This window comes from Spirosoma arcticum (assembly GCF_054779955.1).
Window position 1 is genome coordinate 14,282 of the sequence record NZ_BAAGXG010000017.1, and the last position, 25,595, is coordinate 39,876.

29 protein-coding genes are annotated in these 25,595 nt (G+C 52.2%); 5 read left to right on the forward strand and 24 right to left on the reverse strand.

Features of this window, described 5'->3' with window-relative positions; translation table 11 throughout:
* Window positions 1–17 precede the first annotated feature (17 nt).
* The 6 genes from ACYVHB_RS26840 to ACYVHB_RS26865 form a co-directional block, all read right to left on the reverse strand.
* Complete coding sequence (locus ACYVHB_RS26840; RefSeq protein WP_461054971.1) at window positions 18–893, reverse strand: SDR family oxidoreductase; 876 nt, start codon at window positions 891–893, stop codon at window positions 18–20.
* A gap of 25 nt (window positions 894–918) precedes the next feature.
* Window positions 919–1,869, reverse strand: coding sequence for an SMP-30/gluconolactonase/LRE family protein (locus tag ACYVHB_RS26845; protein ID WP_461054972.1), 951 nt, complete (start codon window positions 1,867–1,869; stop codon window positions 919–921).
* A gap of 12 nt (window positions 1,870–1,881) precedes the next feature.
* Window positions 1,882–3,330 (reverse strand): hypothetical protein, encoded by a 1,449-nt coding sequence (locus ACYVHB_RS26850; protein ID WP_461054973.1) that lies wholly within the window; start codon window positions 3,328–3,330, stop codon window positions 1,882–1,884.
* Between the two features lie 107 nt (window positions 3,331–3,437).
* Window positions 3,438–5,015 (reverse strand): aldehyde dehydrogenase family protein, encoded by a 1,578-nt coding sequence (locus ACYVHB_RS26855; RefSeq protein ID WP_461054974.1) that lies wholly within the window; start codon window positions 5,013–5,015, stop codon window positions 3,438–3,440.
* 260 nt (window positions 5,016–5,275) lie between these two features.
* Window positions 5,276–6,151, reverse strand: a complete 876-nt coding sequence (locus ACYVHB_RS26860) for an oxidoreductase (protein WP_461054975.1) — start codon at window positions 6,149–6,151, stop codon at window positions 5,276–5,278.
* A gap of 28 nt (window positions 6,152–6,179) precedes the next feature.
* Entirely contained in the window at window positions 6,180–6,785 is a 606-nt protein-coding gene (locus ACYVHB_RS26865) for an NADPH-dependent F420 reductase (RefSeq protein WP_461054976.1), read from the reverse strand.
* A gap of 258 nt (window positions 6,786–7,043) precedes the next feature.
* On the opposite strand from ACYVHB_RS26865, the gene ACYVHB_RS26870 reads away from it, so the two are divergent.
* The 3 genes from ACYVHB_RS26870 (at window position 7,044) to ACYVHB_RS26880 (ending at window position 7,619) form a co-directional block, all read left to right on the forward strand.
* Window positions 7,044–7,181 (forward strand): hypothetical protein, encoded by a 138-nt coding sequence (locus tag ACYVHB_RS26870; RefSeq protein ID WP_461054977.1) that lies wholly within the window; start codon window positions 7,044–7,046, stop codon window positions 7,179–7,181.
* A gap of 25 nt (window positions 7,182–7,206) precedes the next feature.
* The gene (locus ACYVHB_RS26875) at window positions 7,207–7,386 is read left to right on the forward strand and encodes a hypothetical protein (RefSeq protein ID WP_461054978.1); all 180 of its coding nucleotides are present in this window, start codon (window positions 7,207–7,209) and stop codon (window positions 7,384–7,386) included.
* 65 nt (window positions 7,387–7,451) lie between these two features.
* Window positions 7,452–7,619: a DoxX family protein gene (locus ACYVHB_RS26880; protein WP_461054979.1), complete on the forward strand. Its 168-nt coding sequence runs from the start codon at window positions 7,452–7,454 to the stop codon at window positions 7,617–7,619.
* 167 nt (window positions 7,620–7,786) lie between these two features.
* Here ACYVHB_RS26880 and ACYVHB_RS26885 read toward each other — a convergent pair whose 3' ends face one another.
* The 18 genes from ACYVHB_RS26885 to ACYVHB_RS26970 form a co-directional block, all read right to left on the reverse strand.
* On the reverse strand, window positions 7,787–9,661 hold the full coding sequence (locus ACYVHB_RS26885) for a heparinase II/III domain-containing protein (RefSeq protein WP_461054980.1): 1,875 nt from the start codon (window positions 9,659–9,661) through the stop codon (window positions 7,787–7,789).
* A 265-nt stretch (window positions 9,662–9,926) separates the two neighbouring features.
* Window positions 9,927–10,604 carry a GAF domain-containing protein gene (locus tag ACYVHB_RS26890; RefSeq protein ID WP_461054981.1) on the reverse strand — a complete coding sequence of 226 codons (678 nt, stop codon included), beginning with the start codon at window positions 10,602–10,604 and terminating at the stop codon, window positions 9,927–9,929.
* Window positions 10,605–10,680: 76 nt separating this feature from the next.
* Window positions 10,681–11,484, reverse strand: coding sequence for an alpha/beta fold hydrolase (locus ACYVHB_RS26895; protein WP_461054982.1), 804 nt, complete (start codon window positions 11,482–11,484; stop codon window positions 10,681–10,683).
* Between the two features lie 145 nt (window positions 11,485–11,629).
* Window positions 11,630–11,806 (reverse strand): hypothetical protein, encoded by a 177-nt coding sequence (locus ACYVHB_RS26900; RefSeq protein WP_461054983.1) that lies wholly within the window; start codon window positions 11,804–11,806, stop codon window positions 11,630–11,632.
* The gene (locus tag ACYVHB_RS26905; protein ID WP_461054984.1) at window positions 11,807–12,553 is read right to left on the reverse strand and encodes a type 1 glutamine amidotransferase domain-containing protein; all 747 of its coding nucleotides are present in this window, start codon (window positions 12,551–12,553) and stop codon (window positions 11,807–11,809) included.
* Between the two features lie 243 nt (window positions 12,554–12,796).
* A complete protein-coding gene (locus tag ACYVHB_RS26910) occupies window positions 12,797–13,516 on the reverse strand; it encodes an alpha/beta hydrolase (RefSeq protein ID WP_461054985.1) in 720 nt (239 codons plus the stop codon).
* Between the two features lie 1,055 nt (window positions 13,517–14,571).
* A complete protein-coding gene (locus ACYVHB_RS26915) occupies window positions 14,572–15,342 on the reverse strand; it encodes a glucose 1-dehydrogenase (RefSeq protein ID WP_461054986.1) in 771 nt (256 codons plus the stop codon).
* Window positions 15,343–15,433: 91 nt separating this feature from the next.
* Window positions 15,434–16,081, reverse strand: a complete 648-nt coding sequence (locus ACYVHB_RS26920) for an NADPH-dependent F420 reductase (RefSeq protein WP_461054987.1) — start codon at window positions 16,079–16,081, stop codon at window positions 15,434–15,436.
* A 12-nt stretch (window positions 16,082–16,093) separates the two neighbouring features.
* Entirely contained in the window at window positions 16,094–16,408 is a 315-nt protein-coding gene (locus ACYVHB_RS26925) for a nuclear transport factor 2 family protein (protein ID WP_461054988.1), read from the reverse strand.
* 106 nt (window positions 16,409–16,514) lie between these two features.
* Window positions 16,515–17,423: an NAD(P)H-binding protein gene (locus tag ACYVHB_RS26930; protein ID WP_461054989.1), complete on the reverse strand. Its 909-nt coding sequence runs from the start codon at window positions 17,421–17,423 to the stop codon at window positions 16,515–16,517.
* A 24-nt stretch (window positions 17,424–17,447) separates the two neighbouring features.
* On the reverse strand, window positions 17,448–18,113 hold the full coding sequence (locus tag ACYVHB_RS26935) for a quinone oxidoreductase family protein (RefSeq protein WP_461054990.1): 666 nt from the start codon (window positions 18,111–18,113) through the stop codon (window positions 17,448–17,450).
* Between the two features lie 53 nt (window positions 18,114–18,166).
* Complete coding sequence (locus ACYVHB_RS26940) at window positions 18,167–18,424, reverse strand: alcohol dehydrogenase catalytic domain-containing protein (protein WP_461054991.1); 258 nt, start codon at window positions 18,422–18,424, stop codon at window positions 18,167–18,169.
* 74 nt (window positions 18,425–18,498) lie between these two features.
* Complete coding sequence (locus ACYVHB_RS26945) at window positions 18,499–19,248, reverse strand: SDR family NAD(P)-dependent oxidoreductase (RefSeq protein ID WP_461054992.1); 750 nt, start codon at window positions 19,246–19,248, stop codon at window positions 18,499–18,501.
* 51 nt (window positions 19,249–19,299) lie between these two features.
* The gene (locus ACYVHB_RS26950) at window positions 19,300–19,887 is read right to left on the reverse strand and encodes a TetR/AcrR family transcriptional regulator (RefSeq protein WP_461054993.1); all 588 of its coding nucleotides are present in this window, start codon (window positions 19,885–19,887) and stop codon (window positions 19,300–19,302) included.
* Window positions 19,888–20,012: 125 nt separating this feature from the next.
* Complete coding sequence (locus tag ACYVHB_RS26955; RefSeq protein WP_461054994.1) at window positions 20,013–20,318, reverse strand: hypothetical protein; 306 nt, start codon at window positions 20,316–20,318, stop codon at window positions 20,013–20,015.
* A gap of 290 nt (window positions 20,319–20,608) precedes the next feature.
* The gene (locus ACYVHB_RS26960; protein WP_461054995.1) at window positions 20,609–21,232 is read right to left on the reverse strand and encodes an FMN-dependent NADH-azoreductase; all 624 of its coding nucleotides are present in this window, start codon (window positions 21,230–21,232) and stop codon (window positions 20,609–20,611) included.
* A gap of 21 nt (window positions 21,233–21,253) precedes the next feature.
* Entirely contained in the window at window positions 21,254–22,000 is a 747-nt protein-coding gene (locus tag ACYVHB_RS26965) for an SDR family oxidoreductase (protein ID WP_461054996.1), read from the reverse strand.
* 63 nt (window positions 22,001–22,063) lie between these two features.
* Window positions 22,064–22,654, reverse strand: coding sequence for a TetR/AcrR family transcriptional regulator (locus ACYVHB_RS26970; protein ID WP_461054997.1), 591 nt, complete (start codon window positions 22,652–22,654; stop codon window positions 22,064–22,066).
* Between the two features lie 400 nt (window positions 22,655–23,054).
* Between ACYVHB_RS26970 and ACYVHB_RS26975 the strand changes: the two genes are divergently transcribed.
* Both ACYVHB_RS26975 and ACYVHB_RS26980 read left to right on the forward strand, forming a co-directional pair.
* Entirely contained in the window at window positions 23,055–25,214 is a 2,160-nt protein-coding gene (locus ACYVHB_RS26975) for a glycoside hydrolase family 36 protein (protein ID WP_461054998.1), read from the forward strand.
* Complete coding sequence (locus tag ACYVHB_RS26980) at window positions 25,198–25,401, forward strand: hypothetical protein (RefSeq protein WP_461054999.1); 204 nt, start codon at window positions 25,198–25,200, stop codon at window positions 25,399–25,401. Before ACYVHB_RS26975 ends, ACYVHB_RS26980 begins: the two co-directional genes overlap by 17 nt.
* Window positions 25,402–25,595 lie beyond the last annotated feature (194 nt).

The window sequence follows — 25,595 nt, forward strand, 5'->3', positions numbered from 1 at the left end:
GGCACCTTAATGAACGATTAGGCTATCGGGCCGCGTTCGGCTTCGGCTTTTGCTGGCTGAAACAGATCCAAATTTTCTCGAACGAAATCACGGAATTTGATCGGTTCCGTTCCCGTTACGGAAGCGACATCCGTTGTGGCCGTCGCTACGTAACCCAAACGGGTGATCTCGTCGAGTTCCACGTAGGCCGTCGCCAGCCAGGGCGACAGACCCGCCTGTAGCAGAGACTCATACGCCTGCTGACGCCACTGGTCAATGTACCGGATAGTCCGGCCCGTTTGGCGGGTTAACTCGGCTGCTACGTCTGCGTTGGACAGCAACTCGCTACCCGTCACGGTATAGGTTTTACCTGCGTGGCCGGGTTCGGTAATAGATTTGACCACCACAGCGGCAATATCCCGCACATCTATTAGTGCGTTCTGACCCTCACCGGCCGAGCCGTAAAACGCATCCTGGGTGGTGATGGTCGCCAGATTGGCCAGCGTGTTTTGAAAGAAGGAGGCTGGCTGAACGATGGTGTAAGGGATACCCGACTGTTTGACCAGTTCCTCTACTTGACCGTGCAGTTTGCCCATCGTGATGGGTGCATCGGGGCTGGCTCCCCGAGTGGAGGAGCGGACGATATGGGTAACTCCGGCTTTTCGGGCGGCTCCAATCAGGTTCTGCGCCAGCTCGACCATGTTTTCGACTAATGGAGACACAAAGAAGAAGGTATCGACACCTGCGAAAACAGCATCGAGCGTATCGGGGTTGGCGGCATCGGCCACCGCAAGCGTCAGTCTTCCGGCATCCGCGGTCGGTTTGCGCACCAGCAGACGGACGGTGTGGTTTTGAGCCGCCAGACTTGTGGCTACGACACTGCCGATGTTTCCATTTGATACTAAAACGTTCATGAGTTGATCGATTTTAAGTAGAGTATCAATTAATGCGAAGTGCCACAACTTTGGCGTCTTCAACCCCTCCCCTCGGTGGATAACTCATGCCGCCGTTGGTGGTAACGTACAGTTGTTTTTGGTCAGTAACGGGTCGTCCCCAGGCAACGGCCGTGGACCCGGCCATACCCTGAGCTATTTCAGATACTATGAAAACTTTCTTTTCGGGAGTGATTTTAATCAGGCTATTGTAGATGTGCGTGGTGCCGTACAGATTCCCTTCTTTATCCAGAACGAAATCATCTACATTCACCTGGTCGATGTATGTCTCGGGGTTGCCTGCTTTGTAATTGGACAGGAGTGGAATTCGTACTATCCGTTGCTGTTGGGTATTTGACGCATATACATACCCATTGAAAATCTTGACCCCATTCACGGCGGGGGTGGGGTTCTTGGCATCGGTGCGGCCCAATAACGGGTTATTTACCCAAACGTTCAGTGCATTCTTCCGTTCATCGTAAAGCCACAGGCATCCTTTATACGAATCAGCGATCAGATAATAGCCCCTGGCTAGTTCAGTGATTCCGTTCAAGAATTGGGCATCCTTCGCTACCAACAGTTTTTTTGATTTCCCCAGTTGATCGAAGTAATAAATAGCTGCTTTTTCGTTTTCGTCATAAGCGGTAGCCAAAAGATTCCCTACCTCATTGAAAACAAGCCCCGTAAGTTTTCCCTTTATTCTGGCGAAGGGCAATGGGCCGTGATCTTTTCTGATTTTATAGATCACACCCTCGTAATGGCTGGTCACAAATAACTCATCCTGGCCGTTGATCACAATATTTTCCAGGAAGGTTTTCTTCGGAAAAGAAGTCCGCAGAGCGGACGGTACTATCGTTACAGGTTTTCCCTGAAAGATTGCTGGTAATTCCTGAGCTGCCGCACCAGCTATTATCAGGTACGAAATCAAACCAGACAGAAAAATTCTCTTTATTCTCATCTTGCTGACTAATTAAAAATTGACTTGAAACTGCGCAATCACTTCTCCTTTTCGGACATCGACTACAGCGTTGGGAGACTGATCAGCAAAGGCCGTACTCCCCTTGAAAACGGGTCTGTTTCTATACATCATGGTAAATTTTACTTGATTGGCGTTGATGAACCAGTTGAAACCTCCTTCGTAAATTGTTACCGGGTCTTTTAATGCGTCCAGCTTCGAATGTTGGTATGTGGTAAATACGCCAAGCCGGGTGGTCGGAAAGAGGGTATTGGGCAGGATATAGCCAGCCTGCGTATAAAAGGTCTGGCCGGTTCCAGTGGCGGGGTAGGCGTTGCCGGCACCATTGACGAGCGAAGCACCCTGGGTTGCCGTAGCAATGTTATTCACATTGCTAACCGTGTAATAATTTGGGCCGAGATCGACCGAGTAATACCCCGCATACAACGTGATACCATCAAGCCGGTTGCTGAACGGATACATAACAATGGCATCCACTGCCCAGGCAAACAGGTCGGACGTACGAGCGGAATGTATTATTTTAGGGTTCAGATCACCTTCTGGCTGCCCGGAATTTTGCAGCGTAATCTGCGTTGGAGTCAGGATTCCATCTTTCCGATACATGAAGCCGGTGCCGATGTTCAAAAGCTTCTTACCACCCTGATAGGTGCTAATTTCATACGGGGTAATATGGTTTTCGGTATCCCAAAAAGCATATTCAAAATAGCCCTGTAGCAATTTACTAGTTGCGGAAGGATTAAAATAAGCAACGTTTACCTGGGCATTTCGGGCTTCTTTGCCTAAACTTCCGCCATTGGGGGTACCCCTGCCCGCATTAATCCCGAAAGCAGAAGGCGTAGGGGTAAAGGGTTCATTGAGCGATAGCCGGTAGTTTAATTTTCCTACTTCGCCTTTGACGTAAACCCCCATGACCTGGCCAAGTTTATCCAGTCTATTCCAGGTCACCTGCTGAAAAGCAGGCTGGTCAAGGTTCAATAAACTCCCGATTCCATCAACGTTAAGCCTTGAAAAACCCGTCCATGGGTGGAGTCCGGCACCGATAAATAAGGCTTTGCTGATTTTATACTCCCCGTAGGCATCCAGAATACCTACGTTTAAACCTGACTGGAAGGCATCGCCCGCCCCATTGGCGTTTCCTACCACATTTAATAAGAACAAGGCTCTCGGATGAAACTGGGCTACGGTTGTAAAGACAATACGCCGAAGGGACAGATCGGTGGCCGACGGGCGAAGCTGTTCCCCAACTACGCTTCCCGGATTCAGGTCGGTATACCTGATCCAGGTTTGCAGCAGTGAAATAAACCGAATGTTAGTGCTTCCATCTTTGGTCAGATTTACCTGAAGGCTTTTCTTTTCCGGTTCAGGGTAGTTTGGCTCTTCCTGTGCCTGTGCGATTTGGCACCAAATAGCCACGAATATGAGCGCAATAGAGCACTTTCGCATGGTCGTGTTTGCTATAGAAAGTTACACCAGCCAATACGTAGCCGGTTGTACTGATGCAACTTTCTGTTTTTAGGTTAGATTCAGAATCAGATCCGGGCGGTCGTTTCTTATTCTTTCAGGTTGGCCCAGATGGTTTTAACCTGGGTGTAGCTCTCGAATACTTCGATGCCGTGTTCGCGGCCGTAGCCCGACATTTTGTAGCCGCCGAAGGGAGCTGACGGATCGTACTGGTGCCAGGTGTTAATCCAGACCATACCCGCCAGAATCTTTTCAGCCGCCCGCAGGGCCTTCGCGAGGTCGGTAGTTTGCACACCCGAAGCTAACCCGAAAGACGTGTCATTGGCCAGTTTGATGGCTTCGTCGAAGTCCTTAAAGGGAATCACCGAGAGCACCGGCCCGAAGATTTCCTCGCGGGCAATGCGGCTGTTGTTATCGGTCACAAACACCGTCGGCTCCACAAAATACCCCTTACCATTGATTTGGGCCCTGCTGCCGCCAACCACTAATTTTGCCCCGTCTTCGTGGCCGTACTGGATGTATTTGAGTACTTTCTCGTACTCGCCTTTGCCCGACATCGGTCCCATATCAGTGGTCGGATCGAACGGATCACCGGTCTTGAGTTTTTTAACGCGGGCCACCAATTTCTCTACGAACGCATCCAGAATAGACGCTTCCACCAGACAGCGGGAACCCGCCACGCAGACCTCGCCCTTGTTCCAGAAGATCGCCAGTACTGCCATTTCAACGGCTTTGTCCAGATCGGCATCGGCAAAGATGATGTTGGGCGATTTTCCGCCCAGTTCCATCGTCAGGTGCTTCATCGTGTCGGCACCGCTCCGCATGATACCCTGACCCACCGGGGTCGAGCCGGTGAAGGCAATCTTGTCGATTTTGGGATTTTTAGTCAGCGCATCGCCGACCGCTCCGCCCGGACCCGTCACCAGGTTATACACACCGGCGGGCAAACCAGCCTCGTCCATGATTTTGGCGATGGTCACGGCCGTCAGCGGAGTCAGCGACGCAGGCTTGTGGATAAACGTGTTCCCGGCAGCCAGTGCCGGCGCAATCTTACTAACAGTCAGGATAAGCGGGAAATTGTAGGGAGTAATAGCCGCTACTACGCCCAGTGGTTCACGTCGGGTGTAGGTCAGCAGATGGTTATCGCCACCGATGCCTTCGGCACTTTTTACCGACCCATCGAGCTTAGTCGTCCAACCAGCAAAGTAGCGGAACATATTGGCGATGTGCGGAATATCGACGTAGGTAACGTCCCGGTATAGTTTACCCATGTCGGTCGACTCCCGCACGGCCAGTTCTTCGGCGTACTTCTCAATCACATCGGCAATGCGGTTCATATACTTTGCCCGTTCTTTGCCTTTCATCTTGCCCCAGGGACCCTCTTCGTAGGCGGCCCGGGCGGCATCGGCGGCATCGTCGGCATCCTGGGCGGTTCCCTGCGCCAGCGTCGTGATGACTTCTTCGGTCGTTGGATTAACGGTTATGAACGTTTTTCCGTCACTGGAATCGCGCCATTGACCGTTGATGTAAAGCTGGCCGGGACCAATCGCAATTTTCTGAGCACCTCCCGAAGCCGGTTGAGTTTGCGTCTGAGGGATGGGGGCGTGCGGGTGAAAATCAGCCTCGGCTGAGCCGTTTATCGTTGTTGGGGCAGCTACTGCTTCCATAATCGTACTGGGATTTGAGTTGAAAAATGAATTATAAATTGATTCGGGAAATGAACAGTTAGTGGTTGCAGAGGACAATACCACTTTTGTATAGGGCATTCGTACGCCTTCCCGGTGCTGGGAATGCACTTTTTGTCAACCATCCTAAAACGGAACACAAATGTCAGTATGCACTAACGGATGTGTATATACGTAAAGAGTAAATTTTTCTGCTTCAGCTACTGGTTCTAAATCAGGATGACAGAATACCCGCTAACTCCTTAATCGACTACTGCGGATGCTACTGGCACCGAATCGTAATTAACAGCGAGAGCGACTGACTCCCAGCGGTCAAACTCGTCTGTCATGGCATTCATTTTCTGGCGTACCATCTGAAGGGCGGCCGCTGTCAGAGGAAGGTGAAGGGGTGGATACCCGGCCTGCACCGCTTCAATAATGGCACGAGCCGCTTTAGCCGGATCACCTAGCTGATGACTATCCATTTTCTCAAATTTCTCTTTCAGATTACCAGCGGCAATTGTGTATTCTTTTATTTCGTGCTGGCCCCACTGCATTGAACTTCCACCCCAATTGGTGTTGAATCCACCCGGCTCAATAATCGTTACCGCGATGCCGAACGGAGCCAATTCTTGGGCAAGGGCTTCAGAAATACCCTCGACGGCAAACTTGGTAGCGCAGTAGCCACCCAGCCCAGCCGAGCCAACCAAACCGGCAATGGAGGATATGTTGACGATATGACCGCTGCGTTGTTTTCGAAGATGAGGCAAAAGCGTGCGGGTGACGTTGAGCAGCCCGAATACATTGGTGTCAAACTGTTTCCGTATTTCCTCGTCGCTCAGTTCTTCAATGGCCCCCATCAACCCGTAACCCGCATTGTTGACCAGCACATCGATGCGGCCGAACCGGTCAATAGCTGCGTCAATGGCTGCCGAAACCGATTCGGCTTTGGTAACATCTAGGGGAAGTGCCAGCACCCGGTCAGGAGCCTGTTGAGTAAAGTTAGCTAATTTTTCAGGTTGGCGAGCGGTGGTAACAACGCGGTCACCCAGGTCAATTACAGCTTGGGTAAGGGCGTAACCAAAACCGGACGAGCAGCCGGTGATGAACCAGGTACGGTTTTTTTGGGTCGTTGACATAATTCTGCTCGTACAGGTTAGTTGTTGTTTACTGGCGGCTCAGAATGGATTGGGCAACCGGCAGGGTCATGACTTTGCTGAAAAATGGTCCGCCGGGTTCCTGAAGCCCGGTACTCTCCAGCGTTCCCAGATCGAGCGGCTCGAAACCCGTTTCCCGAATTAGCTGAGCGACAAGTTCGTTAGCCGCCTGATCATTGCCCGACACGGGCAGCACCGTTAGTGGTTCCTGAAAACTGAGCTGAATCAGCAAATCGTACTTCAGGCTGTTAAACGCTTTCACAAGTCGGACTCCGGGCAAGCGACGGGCGATTTCCTGTCCAAAATTTACGCCGGGCGATAATTTAATACCGAATGGGTTATTGGTGTCGATTAGAATCTTGTTTGCTACGTCACCCATCTGCGCCAAAGCCGTATCCAAGGCGGTAAAGGGTATCGACAGGATAACGACCTCACTGTTTGCGACCGCTTCGGCCGGATTAGTTACGGCAACCGAATAGGCAGCCAGTTCCTGGGCAAGGGCCCCCAATTTCTCCGGACTGCGCGAGAAACTGATACGAACCTGGTGGCCGGCCTTCGCCAGCAATCGGGCCAGGTTCGACCCAATAAGGCCGGTACCTATAATACCAATAGTCATACATTTGACGGGTTAAAACGCGTGAAGAGAGGCAAAATAATTATTGGCTTATGATCAGCGTTTTTCTCGTACGTCGCTGACTGTTGCACATCTTCCCCAATTTCAAAAGATGTACCAACTTCTCAACCAGGCATCCTTTATTTTATAACAAACTGAAAATCAGTGAAATAAGGTTATTGTCGAGAATGTACAAGGTGAGGGGCGTATTACTCAGAAGCCCAATAAAAGTGGAGAAATCCATCGTGTACCTCTACTTTTTTGGAGGACAATCAGCTTTCACTCCAGAGCCGAGAGATGGACGCCTATGAGCAGCTCGTCATGCCAGAAAACGCCCTGTCCCTCACGGTTGGCAAAGCGGCTAACCACCAGCGCAAGCCGGAGTTTTTTGTAACGTAATGTAACGGACCTGCGGGCCGTCCGGGTGCTCAACGCGGCCGCAGGTGAAAACGTAACGGTGGTCGTCCAGCACTACGACTACACCGACGAGGAATATGGTGAGAAGAACTACCCCCAGGTTTCGGTACAGTACTGGCGCGATGACAAAATCGTCCGGGAGCAATTCTTCTACGATTTCGTTCTCGCTCCCGTGGCGGTTGATTAAGGTTGTGCCATTTCCGTTCAACTCCTTTCTAAAAGCTGATTGCGCACCTGCTGTCTGGCTTTTCCATGAACTGGTTCGGCAACCAGCCCGGCGATGGTATCGAGATGAACCTGCTGATCTTTGGTATGAGCCTTGCCTTGCTGGTGGTGGGCAGCGGGCGTTACTCCGTTGACTGGCTACTGATCCGATCTGCCCATCCACCTGTCAAAATACCTACCCGAGTAATGGGCTAATGGTCCTTAATTCTTGACGTAGCGGGTCAGAACCAAGCCGCGAACCCCAATTTCCATGGCTCCGCCCACCCGGTTATACCTAAAGCTAAAGCAAGCAAGAGAAAGTAGGGCCGCCGGTGCGGCCCTACTTTCAACCAAAGAACCCCAAGTTGACAGGAAAATGCGCGTTACTTCCGTAGGCCTGCTAACACACTCCCCGGCGTTGCCTTAACCCGAAGGCTTCCGGTCGTCTTCGCCGGTGTCGACTGTCGAATTACAATGCGGCTCAAGCCCGGATTAGGGGAATCCTGCACATTTTTCGCTGCTGAAACATCCTCAATGTCGATCGTCGTACCGGCTGACGAATCGACTGTTAAGGTTAGCGTTTTACCATCCTGACGGAGTAGCAGACCAGTCGGTGTCCTGCTTACCTCCGCTTTGGTCAGCCACTGCCACGATGCTTCGACCGGGCTTTGGCCGGTGGTCCATTGATCTTCGATGTAAACCGAGCAGTCGGAATGAAGCGTTACGTTCCGTTGTACACGAGCGACCTGATTCCGATAAAGGGACGTCAAATCGACTGAGTTGCCCATACTTCCCCGTTGGGTCGGCAACGTAGCCACTTCCCCTTTGCCCGATATATCCTGATAGGCCCCATCAAACCGGAGAATGTTATGACCCTCGGGACCAACGCGGAAGGTGGTCCAGCGGGTACTGTTCTGGGCATAGCTCCAGAGGTCGAGTTTAGCCGCCCGCATCTTGTCGTAGCTTTCCGTTCCCAGGTCCAGCGCCCAGCGAACACCATCGGCTTCGAGTACGAAACTACCCACGTCCATGTGCCCGTGCGACTGATTGGGAGTACCCCCCTTTATCGCTATGAACGTGGCGAGTGGGTCATTCCAGGCCGACCGCATTACGGCAATGGGCAATACGCCCTGCGAGGTCCAGTGCAAAGACGATGTACTGGTTGATGGTAACGGTAGGCCCCGGTCAATCCAGACCGGCTCCCACCACAGCAGGTCGAGGGGTGTATGGCGGTTGGGATGTACGCTGCTTTTTGTGTTCGAGATAGCCGCCCGATATAGGGTGTTTAAATCGGCTACTTCCTGCCGGGCGAGGTCAGGGCGACGGGTTTCTCGGGCGAACCACAGCATAATGGGTTCGTTCTGCGTTTCGGCGTGGTAGTCAGAATAATTGAAATCCAGACCGCCTGGACCCACCATGTGCAGGTTATAATCGGCCGTTTTGAGGAAACCAGGGAACTGTTCCAGACCGTAACTGCTGCCCAATGCCGACCGTAACGCTTCGATTAGCAATACATGAAACGTAGTGCCATACGACCAGTAACTTGGCCCTTCGGGATAGGCTCCGTCGGGGGCATACACCGCGCCAGCATGAGGCAGGTTTTTGATGGCCCGGTTAATGATCTGTTGCGCCAGGTCCGGCTCACGTTCGGCTATAGCCAGCGCGCCAACTGTCAGGCCACCGTGGCACACCTGTGTCCAGTTGAAATCACCATCAACCCAGCTCCCATTGCCCTCTGGCACGTCCAGGGAGGGCAACAAGGCGTTTTTGACGATGGACTGAGCGATTTGTTTCCGTTCATCAGGCGTCAACTCAGCATAGAGCCAGTCAAGACCGATACCAGCCGCCAAGGCACCTTCGCCAACGTCCAGAAAGTGGTTAGGTGCCCAATCGGGCAGGGCCGCCAGTTGCAGCAGTTCGTCGCGGGCGCGGCTCAGAAAGCGTTGATCGCCCGTTAGCCGGTAGCTCATAGCCAGCGTGAGTATGCGCCCCTGCACGGTTCGCATCGGCCCGAATTTGAACCCTTTGGTTGGGTACACGATCCTTTCGGCTGTCAGTATGCTTTCGGCTGTTTTTTGAATATACTTTTTGAGTTGTTTGGAAACCGCATCGTTCTGGTTTTTTAACGAGACGAATCGGGCGGCATTGGCAAACAAACGCGGGTGGTCAGGTACCGGCGGTAACCGTATCTGTGCTTCAGCACCGGTACCCAGCCAGAGCATCAGTGCAATCCCTAAAAGCTGGCTTATAAGTCGCATTGGGGCAGGTAGTTACTTCCGTCCGGATTGTTATTATTCGTTTCAAAAGCCACTAAACCCGATTACTGGAAAACACAGGTCGAGCTGGTTACCTGATTAAACGAAGCAGTCAACTATTTTCCCGGTTTTCCCAATTAATCCTTCATAATGTATTGGCTACGTGGTGTCAGGTTTAAGAACCATACCTGCCGGGCAGCCTGTTGAATATGCCAGCTATTGTTTTGTCTTCCTCGTTTTTAGGCCATGAAAACGGATAAACTAACCGTCAACCAACTCCTGACCAGCATTCCAGCCGACTGCTTGGATACGCTGGCCGACCACACGCAGACCGATCTGGCCCAGCAGAACTGCCCGGTAAAGACGGGTAGTTCTGCTGGGCCAGATTCCGCACCTCCCAGGCCAGTTCCAGAGCCAGTGACAGCGTGTTGGCATACCGCAGAAAATGAACTTCGTCATCCGCCTTAAAATCGCCTTCGTAGCGGTCCGAGAGTTGCAGCAGTTCCCAGTTAGTACCTTTCCGGTCACGGATGGGGGCCGCCATCCAGCCGCGCATGGGCGGGTGTTTGCCCGCTTCCAGGCCAAAGTTTTTCCACGCCTGATGTTGCTCCAGTTCAGCCTGCGTAAACCGCACGGGCTGGTTATGACTTAGCAACCAACCATGCGAGCCGTAGCCGGTGGCGGGTGTATCGTAACCCGCCCAGGCCTGGTATTTTTCGGAAAGCGAAAAGAATTTACGCACATACCGCCAGTCCTGCCCAGTGACAATGGCAATCGCGGACTGATGCGCCCCAATCAGGTGCCGGAGCAATTCGACACCTAATTGGGCCAGTTCGTTAGCCGTCTGTGCAAATGTTTCGTTGGCGGCACCGGGGGTGGGCATCAGTGGGTTAGGCGTGGCCCCGACGAGCGCATTGCCGGTATAGATGTTGCGGTCAGGCTGCATAAATAGAGGGCGGTGCCATAGCAACTTCTTTGCGTAGGAAATAGTATCAAACAGACCTGATTCGTCCCGTCAGCGATTAATTAAGCTGCTTCAGGATACTGACCAATTCGTCGGGTTTGGCAAAGTAGGGGCTGTGACTCGAGTCAATGGTGTACGTTTTCAGGATGGAGCTGTTGTCGGCAATCATTTTCTGCTGCAATAGTGTTCCCACACCCTGGTCTTTTAACGTCTGGACGTAGTACTTGGACACTTTACCGAACTTACTATCCGTCAGCGTAATTTTGTCCTGAAACGCCGACAGCGGTTCGGGGCGGCTCTTGTCCACTACTAACTTTTTGATATCGTCGGAACAGTCAGCGGCAAATGTCTGTACGGTGATATCGTTGGGCAGAGTGGCTGTGGTGAAGTCGGCGGCTAATTTCAGATTGGGGCCAATCAGGCTCTGGCTGTCTTGGCCCGACAGATCGAGCAGACTTTGGCCGTTTTTGGGTAGATAGGCCGACAGATACACCAGCTTGTCGAGTTTGTCGGGGATTTGCTCGGCCACCCCCGAAATCACCATGCCGCCCATGCTGTGGCCCACCAGCACCACTTTGCCGGGCTGGGCATCGATGCGCTGCACCACCGCAGTCGCATACGAATCGAGCGTTGCTCCGCTGACCGGTGTTGTATCGTCGCCGTGAGCGGGCAGGTCGAGCGTGACGACCGTGTATCCCGCCTGTTCGAGTTGGGGCTTGACGAGTGACCAGGCATACTGCCCGGCAAAGGCGCCGTGAACGAGCACGAAGGTTGGTTTGGTTGAGGGTTCCATCGCATGGTCCTGACAGGATAAAAAGGTGAAGAAACAGAGACAACTGAGATTAATCAAAATTCGGGTCATGGTCGTATTGAATAAAAATGAAAAGTGAAACGGTTATTGGACGTGGCCATATTGACTAAAATCAGTCAGGGCGGAACAAAGCTGGACGAGCAGCCTCGGATGACGCGCGAAGGGCGGTGAGCCAGCGAGGGCTGGTTCACCCAGCTTAGAACAGGTGGCGGACAAAGACTCCCCCATCGACGCTGTTCGACAGGCGTTCGCAGTAACTATTTTGGTTGCTGCGAACGCCCGATGCCCACTTGTAGCATCGGCTGTAACGACAGCCCCAGTCGTACTTGCTGATAGCCCAGCAGGCAACCTTGTCAACTGTGCTATTCGCCATTTATAACCCCAGAGCCTCAATGATGACCCGGGCCGTGACGGCCCCAGAGTAGTTTTGCTGACCCGTTATTAGGTTACCCTCGCGGATAGCAAACTCGCGCCAAAGTCCGACCTGAACGTAGTTGGCACCCAGTTTCTTTAATTCGTCTTCAATCCGCCAGGGCATGAGTTGCTGGCCGATGTAGGCATCTGAGAAGTCTTCTTCGACGTTAGCGAAGCCCGTTACAGTCTTGCCCTTTACCAGATACTCTCCGCTGGAAAGTTTCACATAACGCAGTATCGACGTGCCATGACAGAGGGCGGCTGCAATTTTGCCCGCTTCATAAAACTCGGCAAATTTCTGGTGCAGTTCCGGTTCGTCCTGAAACGTAAACATCGGCGACTGGCCGCCGGCAACCATGATAGCATCGAAGTCATTCAGGCTAATCTCCGATACCTTTCGGGTGTTGTCGAGCCGGGCTACCAGCTTTGGTGTATTGATGAAGCCCATCGAGATCAGGTCGTGTTCTGAGTAGCCGCTGGGATCGCGCGGATCGCTGTATTGGTCGCCTTCGAGTTTGCCGCCTTTAGGGGAGAAAAGTTCGATCTCATAGCCTACATCGGTAAAGGCGTAATAGGGGTGCGTTAGTTCCGACCACCAGAACCCAACCGGCGCGTGGATGGTGGTAGCGATTGAGGGATTGCCCAACACAATGGCAATGCGCTTGGGTTTTTGGCTGTTGACAGGGTTGATGGCTTTGGTACTCATGTCTGCTGTTGATCTGTAGGTGAGAAAATCGGTAATTGGTTGTTAATTGATTATTCGCTTTTGGATGGGTTAGAGATTACCGCCTGGCATGGCTGATCCAGCGGAAAAACCGGTTCAGCCATGCCAGTTACAGTTCGCCCTTACCCCTATACGTCGGTCCAGACTCTACAAAGAAACTACGCCTGCGTAACTGGTTGGCAACCGGCTCATCTGTTCGTGTCGATGCGGAAACCACACATTGTCTTACAGCTTGTTCAGGATGGCGGCCAGTTCGTCGGGTTTGGCCCAATAGGGCGTGTGGCCGGTGGCGATGGTATAAACCTTTTTGATGGTGCCATTATCGGCAATCATCTTCTTTTGCAGGGATGTGCCCACGCCCTGGTCGTTCAGCGTTTCGATGTAGTACTTGGGCACCCGGCCAAACTTTTCCGCACTCAGACTAACCTTCGCCTGAAACGGAGCCAGTGGCTCAGGCCGGTTTTTACTAACAACTAACTTCTTGATATCGTCCGAACAGTCACTGGCGAACACCTGCGTAGCCACATCGTCGGGCAACGATGCACTCGAATAATCAGTGGCCAGTTTGAGGTTGCGGCCAATCAGGCTTCCGCCATCGGTGTTACCGAGCGTCTGGAGGTCCTCGCCGTCCTTGGGCAGATACGCGCACAGATACACCAGCTTATCGAGTTTGTCGGGGATTTGCTCGGCCACCGCCGAAATTACCATGCCGCCCATGCTGTGGCCCAGCAATACGACCTTGCCTGGCTGCGCCTGCACCACTTTACCAACGGCTTCCACGTAGCTATCGAACGTAGCTTGTCCCGGCGGGGTGGTGTCGTCGCCGTGGCCGGGCAGGTCAAGCATAACGACCGTGTGGCCTTCTTTTTCGAGTATTGGTTTGATAAATTGCCAAGAATTCTGACTGGCGAATGCGCCGTGAACGAGCACGAAAGTTGACTTCATTTTTTCGGGTGATTGGGTTGTAAATGAGACAAGGGTAACGGTTAGCGACAGAGCCGGTACGGCGATGCGCCAACGGGAGCGGAAAAAATTACCGGCGGCTTCAAGTTTTGATTTAACCTCGGCCCAGACAAACTTTCCTTGCCAGGCTCTATACGCGAGTGCATACGTTTTGGGCGTTGCTGCTATGAGTGAAAGCGAGAAAAGAAGACGAAAACGAACGATTTAAGGAAGACGATCATAATGAGTGAATTTCGATAAAGTCATGAAATACAAAAAGCGCGTGCAGCCCAAAGCGATTCGTTGCCCACTAAACCAGACTGTTATCTGGCGATTGAGGATGACAGCTATTCGATAGCCTACTGACCTTGAATCAGCCTGATCGATAGTGTGTGCAGTACTACGCTGTCAGTTTACGATATCTGCTTTCCAACATCTATGCCATCAGCAAGTGTATGTACTTGACTGTACTTTAGGAATCATATAAACTGCTGAATAACAGTACACTGTATTTCGCTCTCTCTTTTTTCTAAGTATCACCCTCCAAAAAATGGAGTACGCTGGAACGGATTTATCCAAAATTTTAGAGGTTATTAAGGGCGATCATATATCCCTGATTTTACAGTTATTATTGAGCACCTAACTTTCCTATTTTGAGACTTGAGGAGTTGCAAATCCTGCTTTCCATGAGTACTATCATGGCCACGATTCGACAGTAGGCTGACCTGGTGCGGGTCATTTTGGAGCAGATCAAACCCTGTTTCGGTTTTTACGACTGTGGGTTGTTCGTCTTCAACCAGGGCAAAACTAAATTAGACCATTTTACAGTGAGTTGGCCCGGATCAGCCCATCGGAAGCAAACCAGTATTTGGCCAACAACAGGAGGTCAGATTGTTCGCCCTGAGTTTTTTCACCCGCTTACGCGAGAATGGTGAGTCGCACATCCATGGTTAGATGTGAATTTGGGATTTTAGAATTTATCAGTGAATCAAAACGACGGAGTTGGGGGTTCATTCCCAATTTCCGCCGTTGTTAAAAAACGAGACATTACCAATCAATTATCGTTGCACCCCCGGCGTACCGATGGTGCTATAACCGCCATCCACCAAAATCTCTTCCCCGATCACGTAGCTGCTATCATCCGAAGCCAGAAACAGCACCGCTTTGGCGATCTCGGCGGCATCGGCCGCCCGGCGTAATGGTACTTCGCCCTGAAAGTGGTTGTACAAACCTTCTACCTGCTCGTCGCTGAAGCCCGCATGGGCAAAACCAGCCGTGCGCGTAACGCCCGGACTCACCACGTTCACGCGGATGCGTCGGCCCGCCAACTCCATGCTCAGGTTACGGGCAAACTGGCGCACGGCCGCTTTTGTACCTGCGTAAAGCGCGATGTTTGGCGTACCAACATGGGCAACAGTGGACGCATTAATGATGATGGCCCCACCGTCGCGCAACAGTGGTTCGGCTTTTTGAATGGCAAAAAACACCCCCTTCACATTAACGTTAAATAAATCGTCAAAGAGCGATTCGGTACTTTCCTGTAATGAACCGAATGCCAGGATACCAGCATTGGCAAACAAAATATCTAATCCACCGAACTGCGTCTTTACCAACGCAAACAACTGGTCAAGGTCGGTCATACTGCTCACGTCGCTCTTCACAGCCAAGGTGCCGGTGCCAATTTCAGCAGCCGCTGCATCGAGTGTGGTTTTGTCGCGGCCCGTGATGACGACGGTGGCTCCTTCTTCGGCAAAGATTTTAGCTGTGGCTAAACCGATGCCACTATTTCCACCCGTGATAACGGCGATTTTACCCTGTAAGCGGTTCATAATGAATTAGTTTTAAATTGTATTTGACTAATTGCTCAAAAACTGCTAAAAAATAGGGAATGACTGAACCACTCGCTCTCTAATTGGCCAGTTAGACTGCTTTACGATGCAGAAAGGCGAATCCCGAATCCACGCCTAACCCCTGACCGAAGGCGAGTGCGATAAGCAATTGCCCTAAACTCTCTAAATGGCGGGCATTTCGGAGCGGGCCAGCGTCTAATGCGGCTAACCCAACTTCCTGCACCAGTCTGCCCACAACCAGTTTAGCGGCTTCGTCGTCGCCACAGTAAAAACCCGTGACGGTTGCATCGCCAAACCGAAGCTGTTGATTGCCAAGCGTGTAGCCGGACACGGAGTTAAAGGCTTTCACGACCCGCGCTTCTGGGCGCAACCGGGCTACTTCCTCGGCACCCGAATTGGCCTGCTCGAAGTGCAGAGGTGAATAGTCGGCCTGTAACGCGTTGGTTACGTCCACCAGAATCTTGCCCGGCAGCGGGCCGATGGCCTGTAGCGCATCGACCGTGCCATTGTCGGGCCAGGGCGTTGCGACCAAAACTACATCACCAAATTGGGCGGCCTGCTGGTAAGTACCTACCTGCACCGAGGGACCAATGCCGGCGGCCCATTCCTGTTTTTGGTCGTGTGTGCGCGAGCCGTAAAATACGGAATGACCGGCGGCATTAAAGACCTTGCCGAGAGCTGTGCCCCAGTTGCCGGTACCTAAAATAGAAATGTTCATTGTTTTTCAGAATTAAAATCGGTTGTCAACCCCATCGCCTGAGCGATCGAAAAAGTGTCGGTGTACTGCCGGGCCGCCGGTGCGGGTGAACTCAGTGATTTTGCCGTTCGCTACTTTGTATTCAGACGCAAAGTCGGCCTTCATAAAATTGCCAGTGGCCGTGTAGGTGCCTTCGTAGTAACCAATCACGAAAACGCCATCGCCAGTGTCAATCAGGCGGGTAGTGATGGCCTTCCAGCCGGTCCAGTTTGCCCTGAGATAGCTAAATGCCTGCTCAAAAATGGCGTCTATTCCCACGTGCTGACCGCCACCAGGGAAGCCTTTCATCTGGTTCTAACGTACTGCTTCGTCAAAAATGGGGCGAACCGTATCGAGATTGCCAGCCGAAAACAGCGCGTACATCCGTTCGATGGTTTCGATGTTGTTCATGGTGTTAGGCGGCTACTTTGCTTTGTTCATAGACCCCCGCAAACTCCTTGGTGTAGTCTTCCAGCTTGGTTTTGCCGAGCGGTGGTTTCACGGCCAATGACTCGTAGTGTTCCGCCAGCGTACCGTTCGCCAATCCCTGCCCGACTTCCGTGAAGATGTCGATTAAGGTCTCCGGCAGACCGCCCTGTCTGGCCCCAGCGCGAAACTCGTCGTCCGAAAACGGAATCCAGGGTAAATCTTCCTTGCCGATAGCCTTGCCAATGGCCGAAGCCACCTCGGCATACGACCGCACATCGCTCACCACGTAATACGGGTCGCTACTGTCAAATTGGTCATTGTTAAGGGCTTCAGCGGCTACTTCGGCGATGTCGTCCGTGTGGACCAGCAGCAGGGTTCGTTCGGAGGAACCGTAATTGCCGCCCATAATGTCCGCGCCGGTGATGGTCGGGATTTGCCGCACCAGATTACCGTAGAAGAAGCCGGGCCGCAGGTGAATGACGGTTGTATCAGTCAGCGTATTCAGCGCTACTTCAACCTGTCCGATGGAGCTGGTGGGGCCAATGCCATCCAGCCGGTGGGCACCGTAGGTACTGAGGTTCACCACTCTTTTTACCTCGTTGGCCCGCAGTGCCGAGGCATAGTTGGCCCCGACCTCTTTGCCATACGCTATCCAATCCGAGGCATGATACGGAACCGGAATCATCGTATAGACCGCATCGGCTCCCCGGAACGCTTCCGTCAGGAAGGCTTCATCTTCGATGCTGCCGATGGCGGCTGTTGCACCCTTCTCCACAAGCGGCCTGAGGTTTTCGGCGTTGCGGCCAATGACCGTTACCGAGTGGCCCTCAGCCAGCAGTTGCTGCGCTAAAGGTTTACTGATGTTGCCGGCCGCGCCGGTTAGAACAATTTTCATGGTCATTGTGAGATTAAACTTGTTTCAAGGAATCAATACAACTTTGCCGGTTGTCTGGCGAGACTCCAATAGGCGGTGCGCTTGGGCGGCTTCGCATAGGGGTAATGTTTGCCCGATGTGTACGTTGAGTTGACCGCCAGCCGCGTGGCTGAATAAAAATCCATAGGCCTCTTCGATGAGCCTGGGTTGTCTAAAATAACCGCCCAAGTAGAAACCACTGACCGATTGATTGGGAACCGTAAGCTGCCAGACATTGACCGAACTGGGGTTTCCGCTGGAATTGCCGTAGTTAATCAGACGACCAAATGGAGCCAGACACTCTAAACTGCGCTGAAAAACGTCGCCCCCAACTGCATCGAGAATAATAGCGACACCCGTGTTACCACTTGCCAGCTTCACCTGCTGAGGCCAGTCAGCGTGAGAATAATTGATCGTTGCATCGGCTCCTAATGAATGAGCCAGGGCCAGTTTCTCGTCGGTGCTGGCTGTCGCAATTACGGTTCCGGCTCCCTGCAGTTTAGCCAGTTGCACCAAGAGAGTACCGACACCGCCAGCGGCTGCATGAATTAAAATGGTCTCACCCGGTTGCAGGCGGGCAGCTTCTTTCAGCAAGAGGTAGGCTGTCAGCCCCTGCACCTGCAACGTCAACGCTTGCTGACCCGATACGCCTGGCGGTAGTGGAAAGACCATCACGGCCGGGGCTACCGCATATTCCGCGTATCCACCTCCGTTTGGCAATACGGCTACGACTTTGTTTCCGGTGCAACGGAAGTAACGCCGGTACCCACCTGCTTAATAATACCGGCAATTTCTCCGCCCGGTAGGCCAGGTAACGGCGTAGGTTGTGGATAGGCGTTGCGTCGTTGCATCGTATCGGCAAAATTGAGGCCTGCCGCTTCCACCCGAATCAATACCTCACCCGGCCCTGGCTGAGGAACGGGGACATCTTCCAGATAGAGTACCTCCGGCTCACCATACTGGTGAAATTGTATTTGTTTCATGGGGAACGTGGTTTATTATTGAACGATTACTTAAAAACTACAGACGAACTAAGCGAGGATTGAACCCCGCAGCTTTAAAAGCGGAAGCCACCATCAACAGCGATGTATTGACCGGTCACCCAGGCCGAAGCATCCGAAGCTAAAAAGGCGACGGCCCTGGCAATGTCTTCCGGCTGGCCCACTCGACCCATGGGTGTGCGATTCACAAACAGCTCATTCATAGCGGCTGGCAGGTCCATAGCGGCTAAGCCTTCCGTTTGGGTAGCTCCCGGTGCAATGGTATTGACGCGAATCCTTTTGGCACCAAGTTCCTGGCTCAGCACCCTCGTGATGGCATCCACAGCTCCTTTACTGGCAACGTAGGCGACACTGCCGGGGGGCGGATTGAGGGTTCCTGCCGTCGAAACGTTAATGATGGAACCGCCCGTAGCATCAAAAGCGCGAACGGCAGCCTGTGTAGCAAAAAGTAAGCCCTTTACGTTGGTTTCGAAGTGTTTTTCAAGATGCGCTTCGGTAATTGTTTCTATTGGAAGAAGTTCATAGACTCCTGCATTGTTGACTAGTACATCAATGCGGCCAAAATGACGTGTAGCTTGCTCAATGAGTGCCTGTGCTTCGAGTACGCTGCCCACGTCCGCACGAAAGGATACAGCCTGACCGCCTTTGTCAGAAATCTCGCGGACTACAGCCTGAGCGGATGTTTCATCGTTGTGGTAGTTGACCACAACGGCTACTCCCTGATGAGCTAATTCCAATGCAATGGCTTTGCCAATTCCCTTTGACGCGCCGGTCACAACCGCCACTTTACCTGCTAATGGATTCATAAAAATAGGGGATATAATTATTGAACGATTACTCAAAAACAGGGCAAAAAATTAGTCGAGTGCCTGCACGGCGATTCTGGCAATGTCATTCAGCCGATGCGGGTTGGGATCAGCTTTGGCCAACACCTGCATACCCCGCATACAGCCATTCAGGAAGCGGGCCACGGCCAGCGTGTCGGCAACGGAGCGGGGGCGCATTTCACCCATGTTCTGCGCCCGCTGCAACACACTGGCAATGTCGGTTTCAAAGCGGGTCTGGAAGTCTGTCACTTTGCGGGCAACATCGGAGTCAGTTTCGCCGAGTTCAACGGCGGAGTTGGTCATCAGGCAACCCTGCCGCCCTTCGCCGGTTGCCAGCACGCGGGCCACAAGAAACAAGGTGTCTTCGATGGCCTGCCGGGGCGAACCGGGCTTTTGCAGCAGGCTAGTCAGGTATTGCCCTCCCGTTAGGGCGTAGCGATCCAAAGCCGCCAGAAACAGGCTGTGCTTGTCGCCGAAGGTGTTGTAGATGCTACCGGGGTGCAGGTCCAGTTCGCGGCCCAACTCCTGCACCGACGTAGCCTCGTAGCCCTGCCGCCAGAACAAGTGCATGGCTTTGTCTAAAAGCGGTTCGGTATCAAATTTTAGCGGGCGGGCCATTGGTGTTTATGCGTTGTTGAGTGGTTAATCAAAAACATACACCTTTGGTTCAGCTACCGTGAAAAGATTTGGTTTCCTGACAGTTGTAACTGCATGATCCAGGTCATTCAGCCGTCTGGTATTTTTTAGAAATGCCTGATTTCTTCAGTTTCGATTCGAGGGTCAAGGGCGGTAGACCCAGCAGCCGGGCGGCTCCGTGGGGGCCGTTCACCCGCCCCCGGCAGCAGTAATAGTCTGTATTGGACCGTCGTTCTGAGCAACCAGTCGACTTTATCTGTCACGTCCACCCATTGTCGATCCGTACTTTTTGGCGTTGGCTTTAAAATCTGTACGCCTTCGCACGCCTGACGGATAGCGAAAGCGTCAGTCCGGCCCAAACCGTCGCCGTTGGTGAAGCGATAAATCACTTCATCGAGGTTACTAAAGTCCAAGTGACAAACGAAATGGTAACCACTTATGTCCGTTGTAATGGACTAAGTGGTTACCTGTTTTTTCGTATTATAAATCAATATTCCAGGATTTTGGACACGCCGAGCTGCTGGCGGAAGTAGCTCGGAAAACCTGGCTAGGTGCTGGAAGGCCGTCACCATGTCGGGCGATGTGAAATAGGCCTACGTCGAACCGGCCATCATCAGAACCAGCAGCCCCCTGCTGACTCAGTAAGCAATGTTGATTACTTTCATGGAAATCAGTAAGACAGGCAGGAGAGTAGCCGGAGAAATCAAGCAAATACGGGTAACACGAGCTGATCGATCTGCTCCTCGGCTTTGCGAGTCTTTTCTTCAGCGTTGAACAGGAGCCCGGCAGCATCAATGAACTCTACGTGTTGAATACCCAGCGTTTGCCACAGAAACCGAGCATACGGCGTGGCGAAATCCTTGTCGCTGCCCATGGCTCTGCCCCCGCTGGTAAAGACGATGTACACGCTGTGGGCGCGGAGTAAGCCGTGCGAAACGCCGTCGACGTAGTCAAAGGTCACGCCAGGACGGCTGATATGGTCGACGTACGCCTTGAACGTGGAGGGAACGGCCCAGTTGTAGAGCGGCAGGCCGAGCACCATCACGTCGGCGGTGAGCAGTTCGGCCACCATTTCGTTGGAAAGCTGAATAGCGGCTTGCATGGCCGGGGTTGGGTTTTGCATGGAGTACAAAATCCCATCAATGACTGCCTCCGTTGGGAGCGGCAGGCCTACCGCTAAATCGCGGGTCGTGACGTTAGCCTCGGGATATTCCCGCAGCAGGCGCGCCACCAAGTGGTCGGTCAGGTGCCGGGACACGGAATCGGCATACCGCGGGCTGCTGTCGATGCGCAGAATTTCAAGGGGGCGAGTGGGGGAGTGAGTCATGAGAAAAAGTGTTGAAGGGGTTTAAGCATTGGTCCCGTTGATGGCGAGGAACGCTTTTTGGGGTGATTGCAGATACAGGTTGTAGAGCGTTTCCGTAAAACCGACGTGCATCTCGTACACGTCGTTGGAGAGTCCTTTCATGATGTCCCCGGCCACCTCCGATGGCAACATTCGGTCGTCACCGGGTACGTCTTTTGAAAAATTCGTATCGACCAATGGGGGCATGACCTCAAATACCTTGATGCTGGTCCCCTGGCTCAAGGCCAGTCGCAACGTCTGAGAATACGAGTGTAAAGCGGCTTTAGACGCACTATACGTTGGGGCAATACCGCCCGGTGCAAAGGCCACTACGGATGTGTTATTAATCACAGCGGCTTGCGGCTGCGATTGCAGTAAGGGCAGTAATTGTTCCGTCAACCGAACCGCCGACAGAAAATTAGTGCTCATTTCCTCGGTTGCCTTTTGGTGGGCATCAACCCCTTCGCCCAAAAAATAAAGGTGGGCTAAGCCTGCATTATTGAATAATATATTCAAGTCCGGGTGTTCAGTGTTGAGTCGCTCCACCAAGCGGTTTACATCCTCCTCCTTGTTAATATCACAGGGGATGGCGATCACATTTTTCAGGGTGTTGGCGGCCTCGTTGATCGTGATGGCGTTCCGACCGCAAATGATAACCTGATTGCCCCGTTCAGCAAACAGTTTGGCGGTTTCGTAGCCAATTCCCGACCCTCCGCCGGTAATCAAAATGGTGTTGTTTGAAAGTTGCATTTGCCGAATCGATTAAGTGAATTTTTGATCGTTTGCTCAAAAACTGATAAAAAAAATACCAGGTCAGTCTATTGTTTGAACCGCTATCTGTGCGATGGCTTGCAAGCGAAGCCGTGCGTCTGGACTTGAATGAGCCACAACCTGCATCCCCCGCATACAGCCGTTTAGAAAACGGGCCAACGTCTGTATCTCTTTCGGAGAACGTGATTTTATCTCGCCGTGAGCTTGTGCGCCATTCAATGTTTCTGTCAAGGCTTCTTCCAAATTATGCTGATAAGCGGCCACTTTTCGGCTCACGTCAACATCATGGTCGGCACGTTCCATCGCCGTGTTGGTCATCAAACAGCCCCGCCGACCTTCCTCGGTTCCCAGTAACGTAACAGATGTCTGAAAGACGTTCTCAATGGCTCCACGATAGGAACCAGGCTGACGCAATAGATTCGGTATAAAGCACCCTGCGGTGACAGCGTAGCGATCCAGCGCGGCCAGAAATAGCGTGTGTTTATCGCCGAAGGTGTTGTACACACTGCCGGGATGGAGGTCCAGTTCTTTACCTAAATCCTGCACCGACGTAGTCTCGTAGCCCTGCCGCCAGAAGAGGTGCATGGCTTTATCCAAGAGCGGTTCGGTGTCGAATTTCAGCAGACGGGCCATTGAGGTTTGTTCGTTTTTGAGTGATTAATCAAAAACTGCTTAGAATAGTTCATCGGGTAGTGGTAAATATCACGCTGATTCAGTTCTGTTGTATTGATTGATGAAGTTGAGAGTGCGGGCAAATTGGCTGTCATCACGTTTGGCAAACGACAATGTTTCACGGGTCAGTTGAGGCTGCCGTTGCCTAAGCGGTTTATTAACTCGCTCAGTATAAGCCTTGTCTCGTCCTGAAAAAGGGGGTCAGTTCAGGTATCAGGTAATTTCCTGTAGAGCAGGATAATCCATGTTTAGGCTAACATACTTCATTTATAGATTCTTGGGATAACTGAACTTCGTAAATGTAAAGTACAAAAAGAAAGACGATCCTGATAGCCTGAATAGCGTCGGTAGCCAGCCCACCATGATGAAAAAACTCATACTTGTAATCCTACTGGAAAGTCTCTCTCTATCAGGAATTGTGGCAGCTAATCAGGCATCGACGCGTCTGGAGGCACCCTTCGCTAAATGGACCAGCTCGGAGCTTACGCTGAACAACGGAGTCGTTCAGCGTACTCTTAAACTGCCTGCTTCGGAAGCTAGCTTTCTAACCACGCTCTACAAGCCGGTTGACGGGGAACACAAGTACTTCAGTAAAACGAATGCTGACTTTCAGTTTGAGCTTAACGGTAAATCGTACACTGGCTCGGGCGACTGGCGGCTAATTTCAGTTCAGAAAATTACGGATACGAAAGAAGGCGACGGCGCGGCCGTCATTCTACGAAGCAGAGACGGAGTTGCTGAAGTGACTATCCGGTTTCTGCTGTATCCAGACCTGCCCGTTATCCGCAAAAACTTGGTAATCAAGAATCTGGCTAAAGAGCAGGTCCAGCTGGAATCGGTTGATGTAGAGAAGTTTACTGCAACTGATTATTACGCCACTACATTTAGCTGGATTTGTCATGATTACGGTCGAAGGCGATCCATCGGTCCGTATGACGGGAACATGCAGGATGCGTTGCTGACCGTCCACAACAGCGACTGGCAACAGGGGATTGTGATTGGAAACGAGGCCGCCGGGGTAGTCAAGCACACCGCCATATTTTGGGATGAGCCTGCCATTTTGAGTGGCCTAACCCACAAAGATGCCCGCTTCCCGTTTCGGAAATACCTGAACCAGGGGGAGTCGTTTACGACACCACAGGTCTTCACCATTGTTTACAACAACCACAAAGACCCCGATGAAGTACTGAATACGGTCGTACCTGATTTTGTGCGGAAACACATGGGCATCCGCCTGTCGGTGCTGACCGAAAAACCCACCTTTGTCTACAATACCTGGAACCCGTTCAAGAAGAATATTAACGAAAAACTTATTCGTGAACTGGCCACGGCGGCAGCAAAAGCGGGTATGAAAGAGTTTGTGATCGACGACGGCTGGCAAGATAAATACGGCGACTGGGGCATTGACAAAACCAAGTTTCCCAATGGTCTAAAGCCCGTATTTGACCATATTAAATCACTGGGCATGAAGCCCGGTCTGTGGGTTAGCATCGGCACGGCGGCCCCCGACAGTAAGGTCTACCACGATCACCCGGACTGGTTTGTCGAAGACGCAAGGGGTAAGCCCACTTCGCTGGTTATTGATGAGGCCGATAAGTACACGGCCTGTTTCGGTACCGGTTGGTATGGCCATATCAACAAGGTGCTCAACCGTTTGATAAGCGACTACGGACTGGAATATCTGAAACTCGATTTCTCGGTCGTGACCAGTCCGTACCGCTTCCCTCCGGCTGAGTCGGGTTGCTATGCACTGGGGCACGCGGGCCACCGGGATCATCACGAATCGCTGTTCACCAATTACGAACCAATGTGGGCACTTTTTGATGAACTCCACGCCAGAACACCTAACCTGTTCATTGACTGCACGTTCGAGACGATGGGCGGCTTGCAGTTGATTGATTACGCTATGCTGAAACACGCTGAAGGTAACTGGCTGTCCAACTTCAACGGCCCTGATGCCAAAGTAGATCTACGCGTCAGGAACATGGCCTGGTGGCGTTCGCCAGCCATGCCCGCCACTGCCCTGGTGATTGGTAATCCCGAAATGCAGGACGCCGGCTGGGAGCTACACATCAAATCGCTGGCCGGGGCCTTGCCCATCATGCTGGGCGATCCCCGGAAGTTATCGGCACCCGACCTGAAGAAATACCGGGCCTACGCCGATTGGCTGCAACTGATGGAAAATAAGCATCAAATCATGAGCTACCGTCAGGATCTGGCCGGATTTGGCGAGCCGATGGAAGGCGGGTGGGACGGCTTTCAGCGGATCAATACCGAAACGAAGCAAGGCGGTCTCATCGGCGTTTTCCGACAGGGGGCGGTCGAAAAAACGCGCCAGATAACGGTCAACTACCTTGAGCCAAAACGAACATATCAAATAAAAGCTATGAATGGAAAATTGATGGCGACGCTCACCGGAGAAGCACTGCAAACTACCGGATTTACGGTAACGTTGAACGAGTACTATGACGGGGAACTCTTTGACGTTACGGATGCCCTAATGAATGCAAACACAAAGTAAAATTCTAACAGAAATCGTCACGATCAATCAGCTGTTAACCACCGAACAAGTCCGGCAGTATAACCGGGACAGTTACCTGATTATCCAAAACTTCCTGAACCAAGCGGAGGTAGACAAACTGTATCAGGTCGCGTGCCGTCAGCGAAACGCTATTAACGACGGCACCGGCGACCAGCTGGGCAAGTGAGTGCCGTTTTCTGTTTACCGTCGTATTGTTCTATTCATGCTGTCAGAAGATGTACAAACGATGCGGTCAATTTGCCTGATGAACTTTTTAAAGCATAAATGACGGTGATACTCCAAATACTACGCAGTGTGTGGATACCTAATTACTCCAATATATTGTGCAAAAGTCTTATATGTAATCCAATATAATGGAGG

What these genes read in the sequence shown, in the direction of transcription:
- ACYVHB_RS26840 (WP_461054971.1), bottom strand. Translation starts at nt 893, where the DNA reads ATGAACGTTTTAGTATCAAATGGAAACATCGGCAGTGTCGTAGCCACA.
- ACYVHB_RS26905 (WP_461054984.1), bottom strand. Translation starts at nt 12,553, where the DNA reads ATGAGTACCAAAGCCATCAACCCTGTCAACAGCCAAAAACCCAAGCGC.
- ACYVHB_RS26910 (WP_461054985.1), bottom strand. Translation starts at nt 13,516, where the DNA reads ATGAAGTCAACTTTCGTGCTCGTTCACGGCGCATTCGCCAGTCAGAAT.
- ACYVHB_RS26975 (WP_461054998.1), top strand. Translation starts at nt 23,055, where the DNA reads ATGATGAAAAAACTCATACTTGTAATCCTACTGGAAAGTCTCTCTCTA.
- ACYVHB_RS26850 (WP_461054973.1), bottom strand. Translation starts at nt 3,330, where the DNA reads ATGCGAAAGTGCTCTATTGCGCTCATATTCGTGGCTATTTGGTGCCAA.
- ACYVHB_RS26980 (WP_461054999.1), top strand. Translation starts at nt 25,198, where the DNA reads ATGCAAACACAAAGTAAAATTCTAACAGAAATCGTCACGATCAATCAG.
- ACYVHB_RS26845 (WP_461054972.1), bottom strand. Translation starts at nt 1,869, where the DNA reads ATGAGAATAAAGAGAATTTTTCTGTCTGGTTTGATTTCGTACCTGATA.
- ACYVHB_RS26970 (WP_461054997.1), bottom strand. Translation starts at nt 22,654, where the DNA reads ATGGCCCGTCTGCTGAAATTCGACACCGAACCGCTCTTGGATAAAGCC.
- ACYVHB_RS26895 (WP_461054982.1), bottom strand. Translation starts at nt 11,484, where the DNA reads ATGACCCGAATTTTGATTAATCTCAGTTGTCTCTGTTTCTTCACCTTT.
- ACYVHB_RS26890 (WP_461054981.1), bottom strand. Translation starts at nt 10,604, where the DNA reads ATGCAGCCTGACCGCAACATCTATACCGGCAATGCGCTCGTCGGGGCC.
- ACYVHB_RS26865 (WP_461054976.1), bottom strand. Translation starts at nt 6,785, where the DNA reads ATGACTATTGGTATTATAGGTACCGGCCTTATTGGGTCGAACCTGGCC.
- ACYVHB_RS26925 (WP_461054988.1), bottom strand. Translation starts at nt 16,408, where the DNA reads ATGAAAGGCTTCCCTGGTGGCGGTCAGCACGTGGGAATAGACGCCATT.
- ACYVHB_RS26900 (WP_461054983.1), bottom strand. Translation starts at nt 11,806, where the DNA reads ATGGCGAATAGCACAGTTGACAAGGTTGCCTGCTGGGCTATCAGCAAG.
- ACYVHB_RS26940 (WP_461054991.1), bottom strand. Translation starts at nt 18,424, where the DNA reads ATGAAACAAATACAATTTCACCAGTATGGTGAGCCGGAGGTACTCTAT.
- ACYVHB_RS26915 (WP_461054986.1), bottom strand. Translation starts at nt 15,342, where the DNA reads ATGAACCGCTTACAGGGTAAAATCGCCGTTATCACGGGTGGAAATAGT.
- ACYVHB_RS26860 (WP_461054975.1), bottom strand. Translation starts at nt 6,151, where the DNA reads ATGTCAACGACCCAAAAAAACCGTACCTGGTTCATCACCGGCTGCTCG.
- ACYVHB_RS26950 (WP_461054993.1), bottom strand. Translation starts at nt 19,887, where the DNA reads ATGGCCCGCCCGCTAAAATTTGATACCGAACCGCTTTTAGACAAAGCC.
- ACYVHB_RS26930 (WP_461054989.1), bottom strand. Translation starts at nt 17,423, where the DNA reads ATGAAAATTGTTCTAACCGGCGCGGCCGGCAACATCAGTAAACCTTTA.
- ACYVHB_RS26880 (WP_461054979.1), top strand. Translation starts at nt 7,452, where the DNA reads ATGAACTGGTTCGGCAACCAGCCCGGCGATGGTATCGAGATGAACCTG.
- ACYVHB_RS26945 (WP_461054992.1), bottom strand. Translation starts at nt 19,248, where the DNA reads ATGAATCCATTAGCAGGTAAAGTGGCGGTTGTGACCGGCGCGTCAAAG.
- ACYVHB_RS26935 (WP_461054990.1), bottom strand. Translation starts at nt 18,113, where the DNA reads ATGGTCTTTCCACTACCGCCAGGCGTATCGGGTCAGCAAGCGTTGACG.
- ACYVHB_RS26920 (WP_461054987.1), bottom strand. Translation starts at nt 16,081, where the DNA reads ATGAACATTTCTATTTTAGGTACCGGCAACTGGGGCACAGCTCTCGGC.
- ACYVHB_RS26855 (WP_461054974.1), bottom strand. Translation starts at nt 5,015, where the DNA reads ATGGAAGCAGTAGCTGCCCCAACAACGATAAACGGCTCAGCCGAGGCT.
- ACYVHB_RS26965 (WP_461054996.1), bottom strand. Translation starts at nt 22,000, where the DNA reads ATGCAACTTTCAAACAACACCATTTTGATTACCGGCGGAGGGTCGGGA.
- ACYVHB_RS26885 (WP_461054980.1), bottom strand. Translation starts at nt 9,661, where the DNA reads ATGCGACTTATAAGCCAGCTTTTAGGGATTGCACTGATGCTCTGGCTG.
- ACYVHB_RS26960 (WP_461054995.1), bottom strand. Translation starts at nt 21,232, where the DNA reads ATGACTCACTCCCCCACTCGCCCCCTTGAAATTCTGCGCATCGACAGC.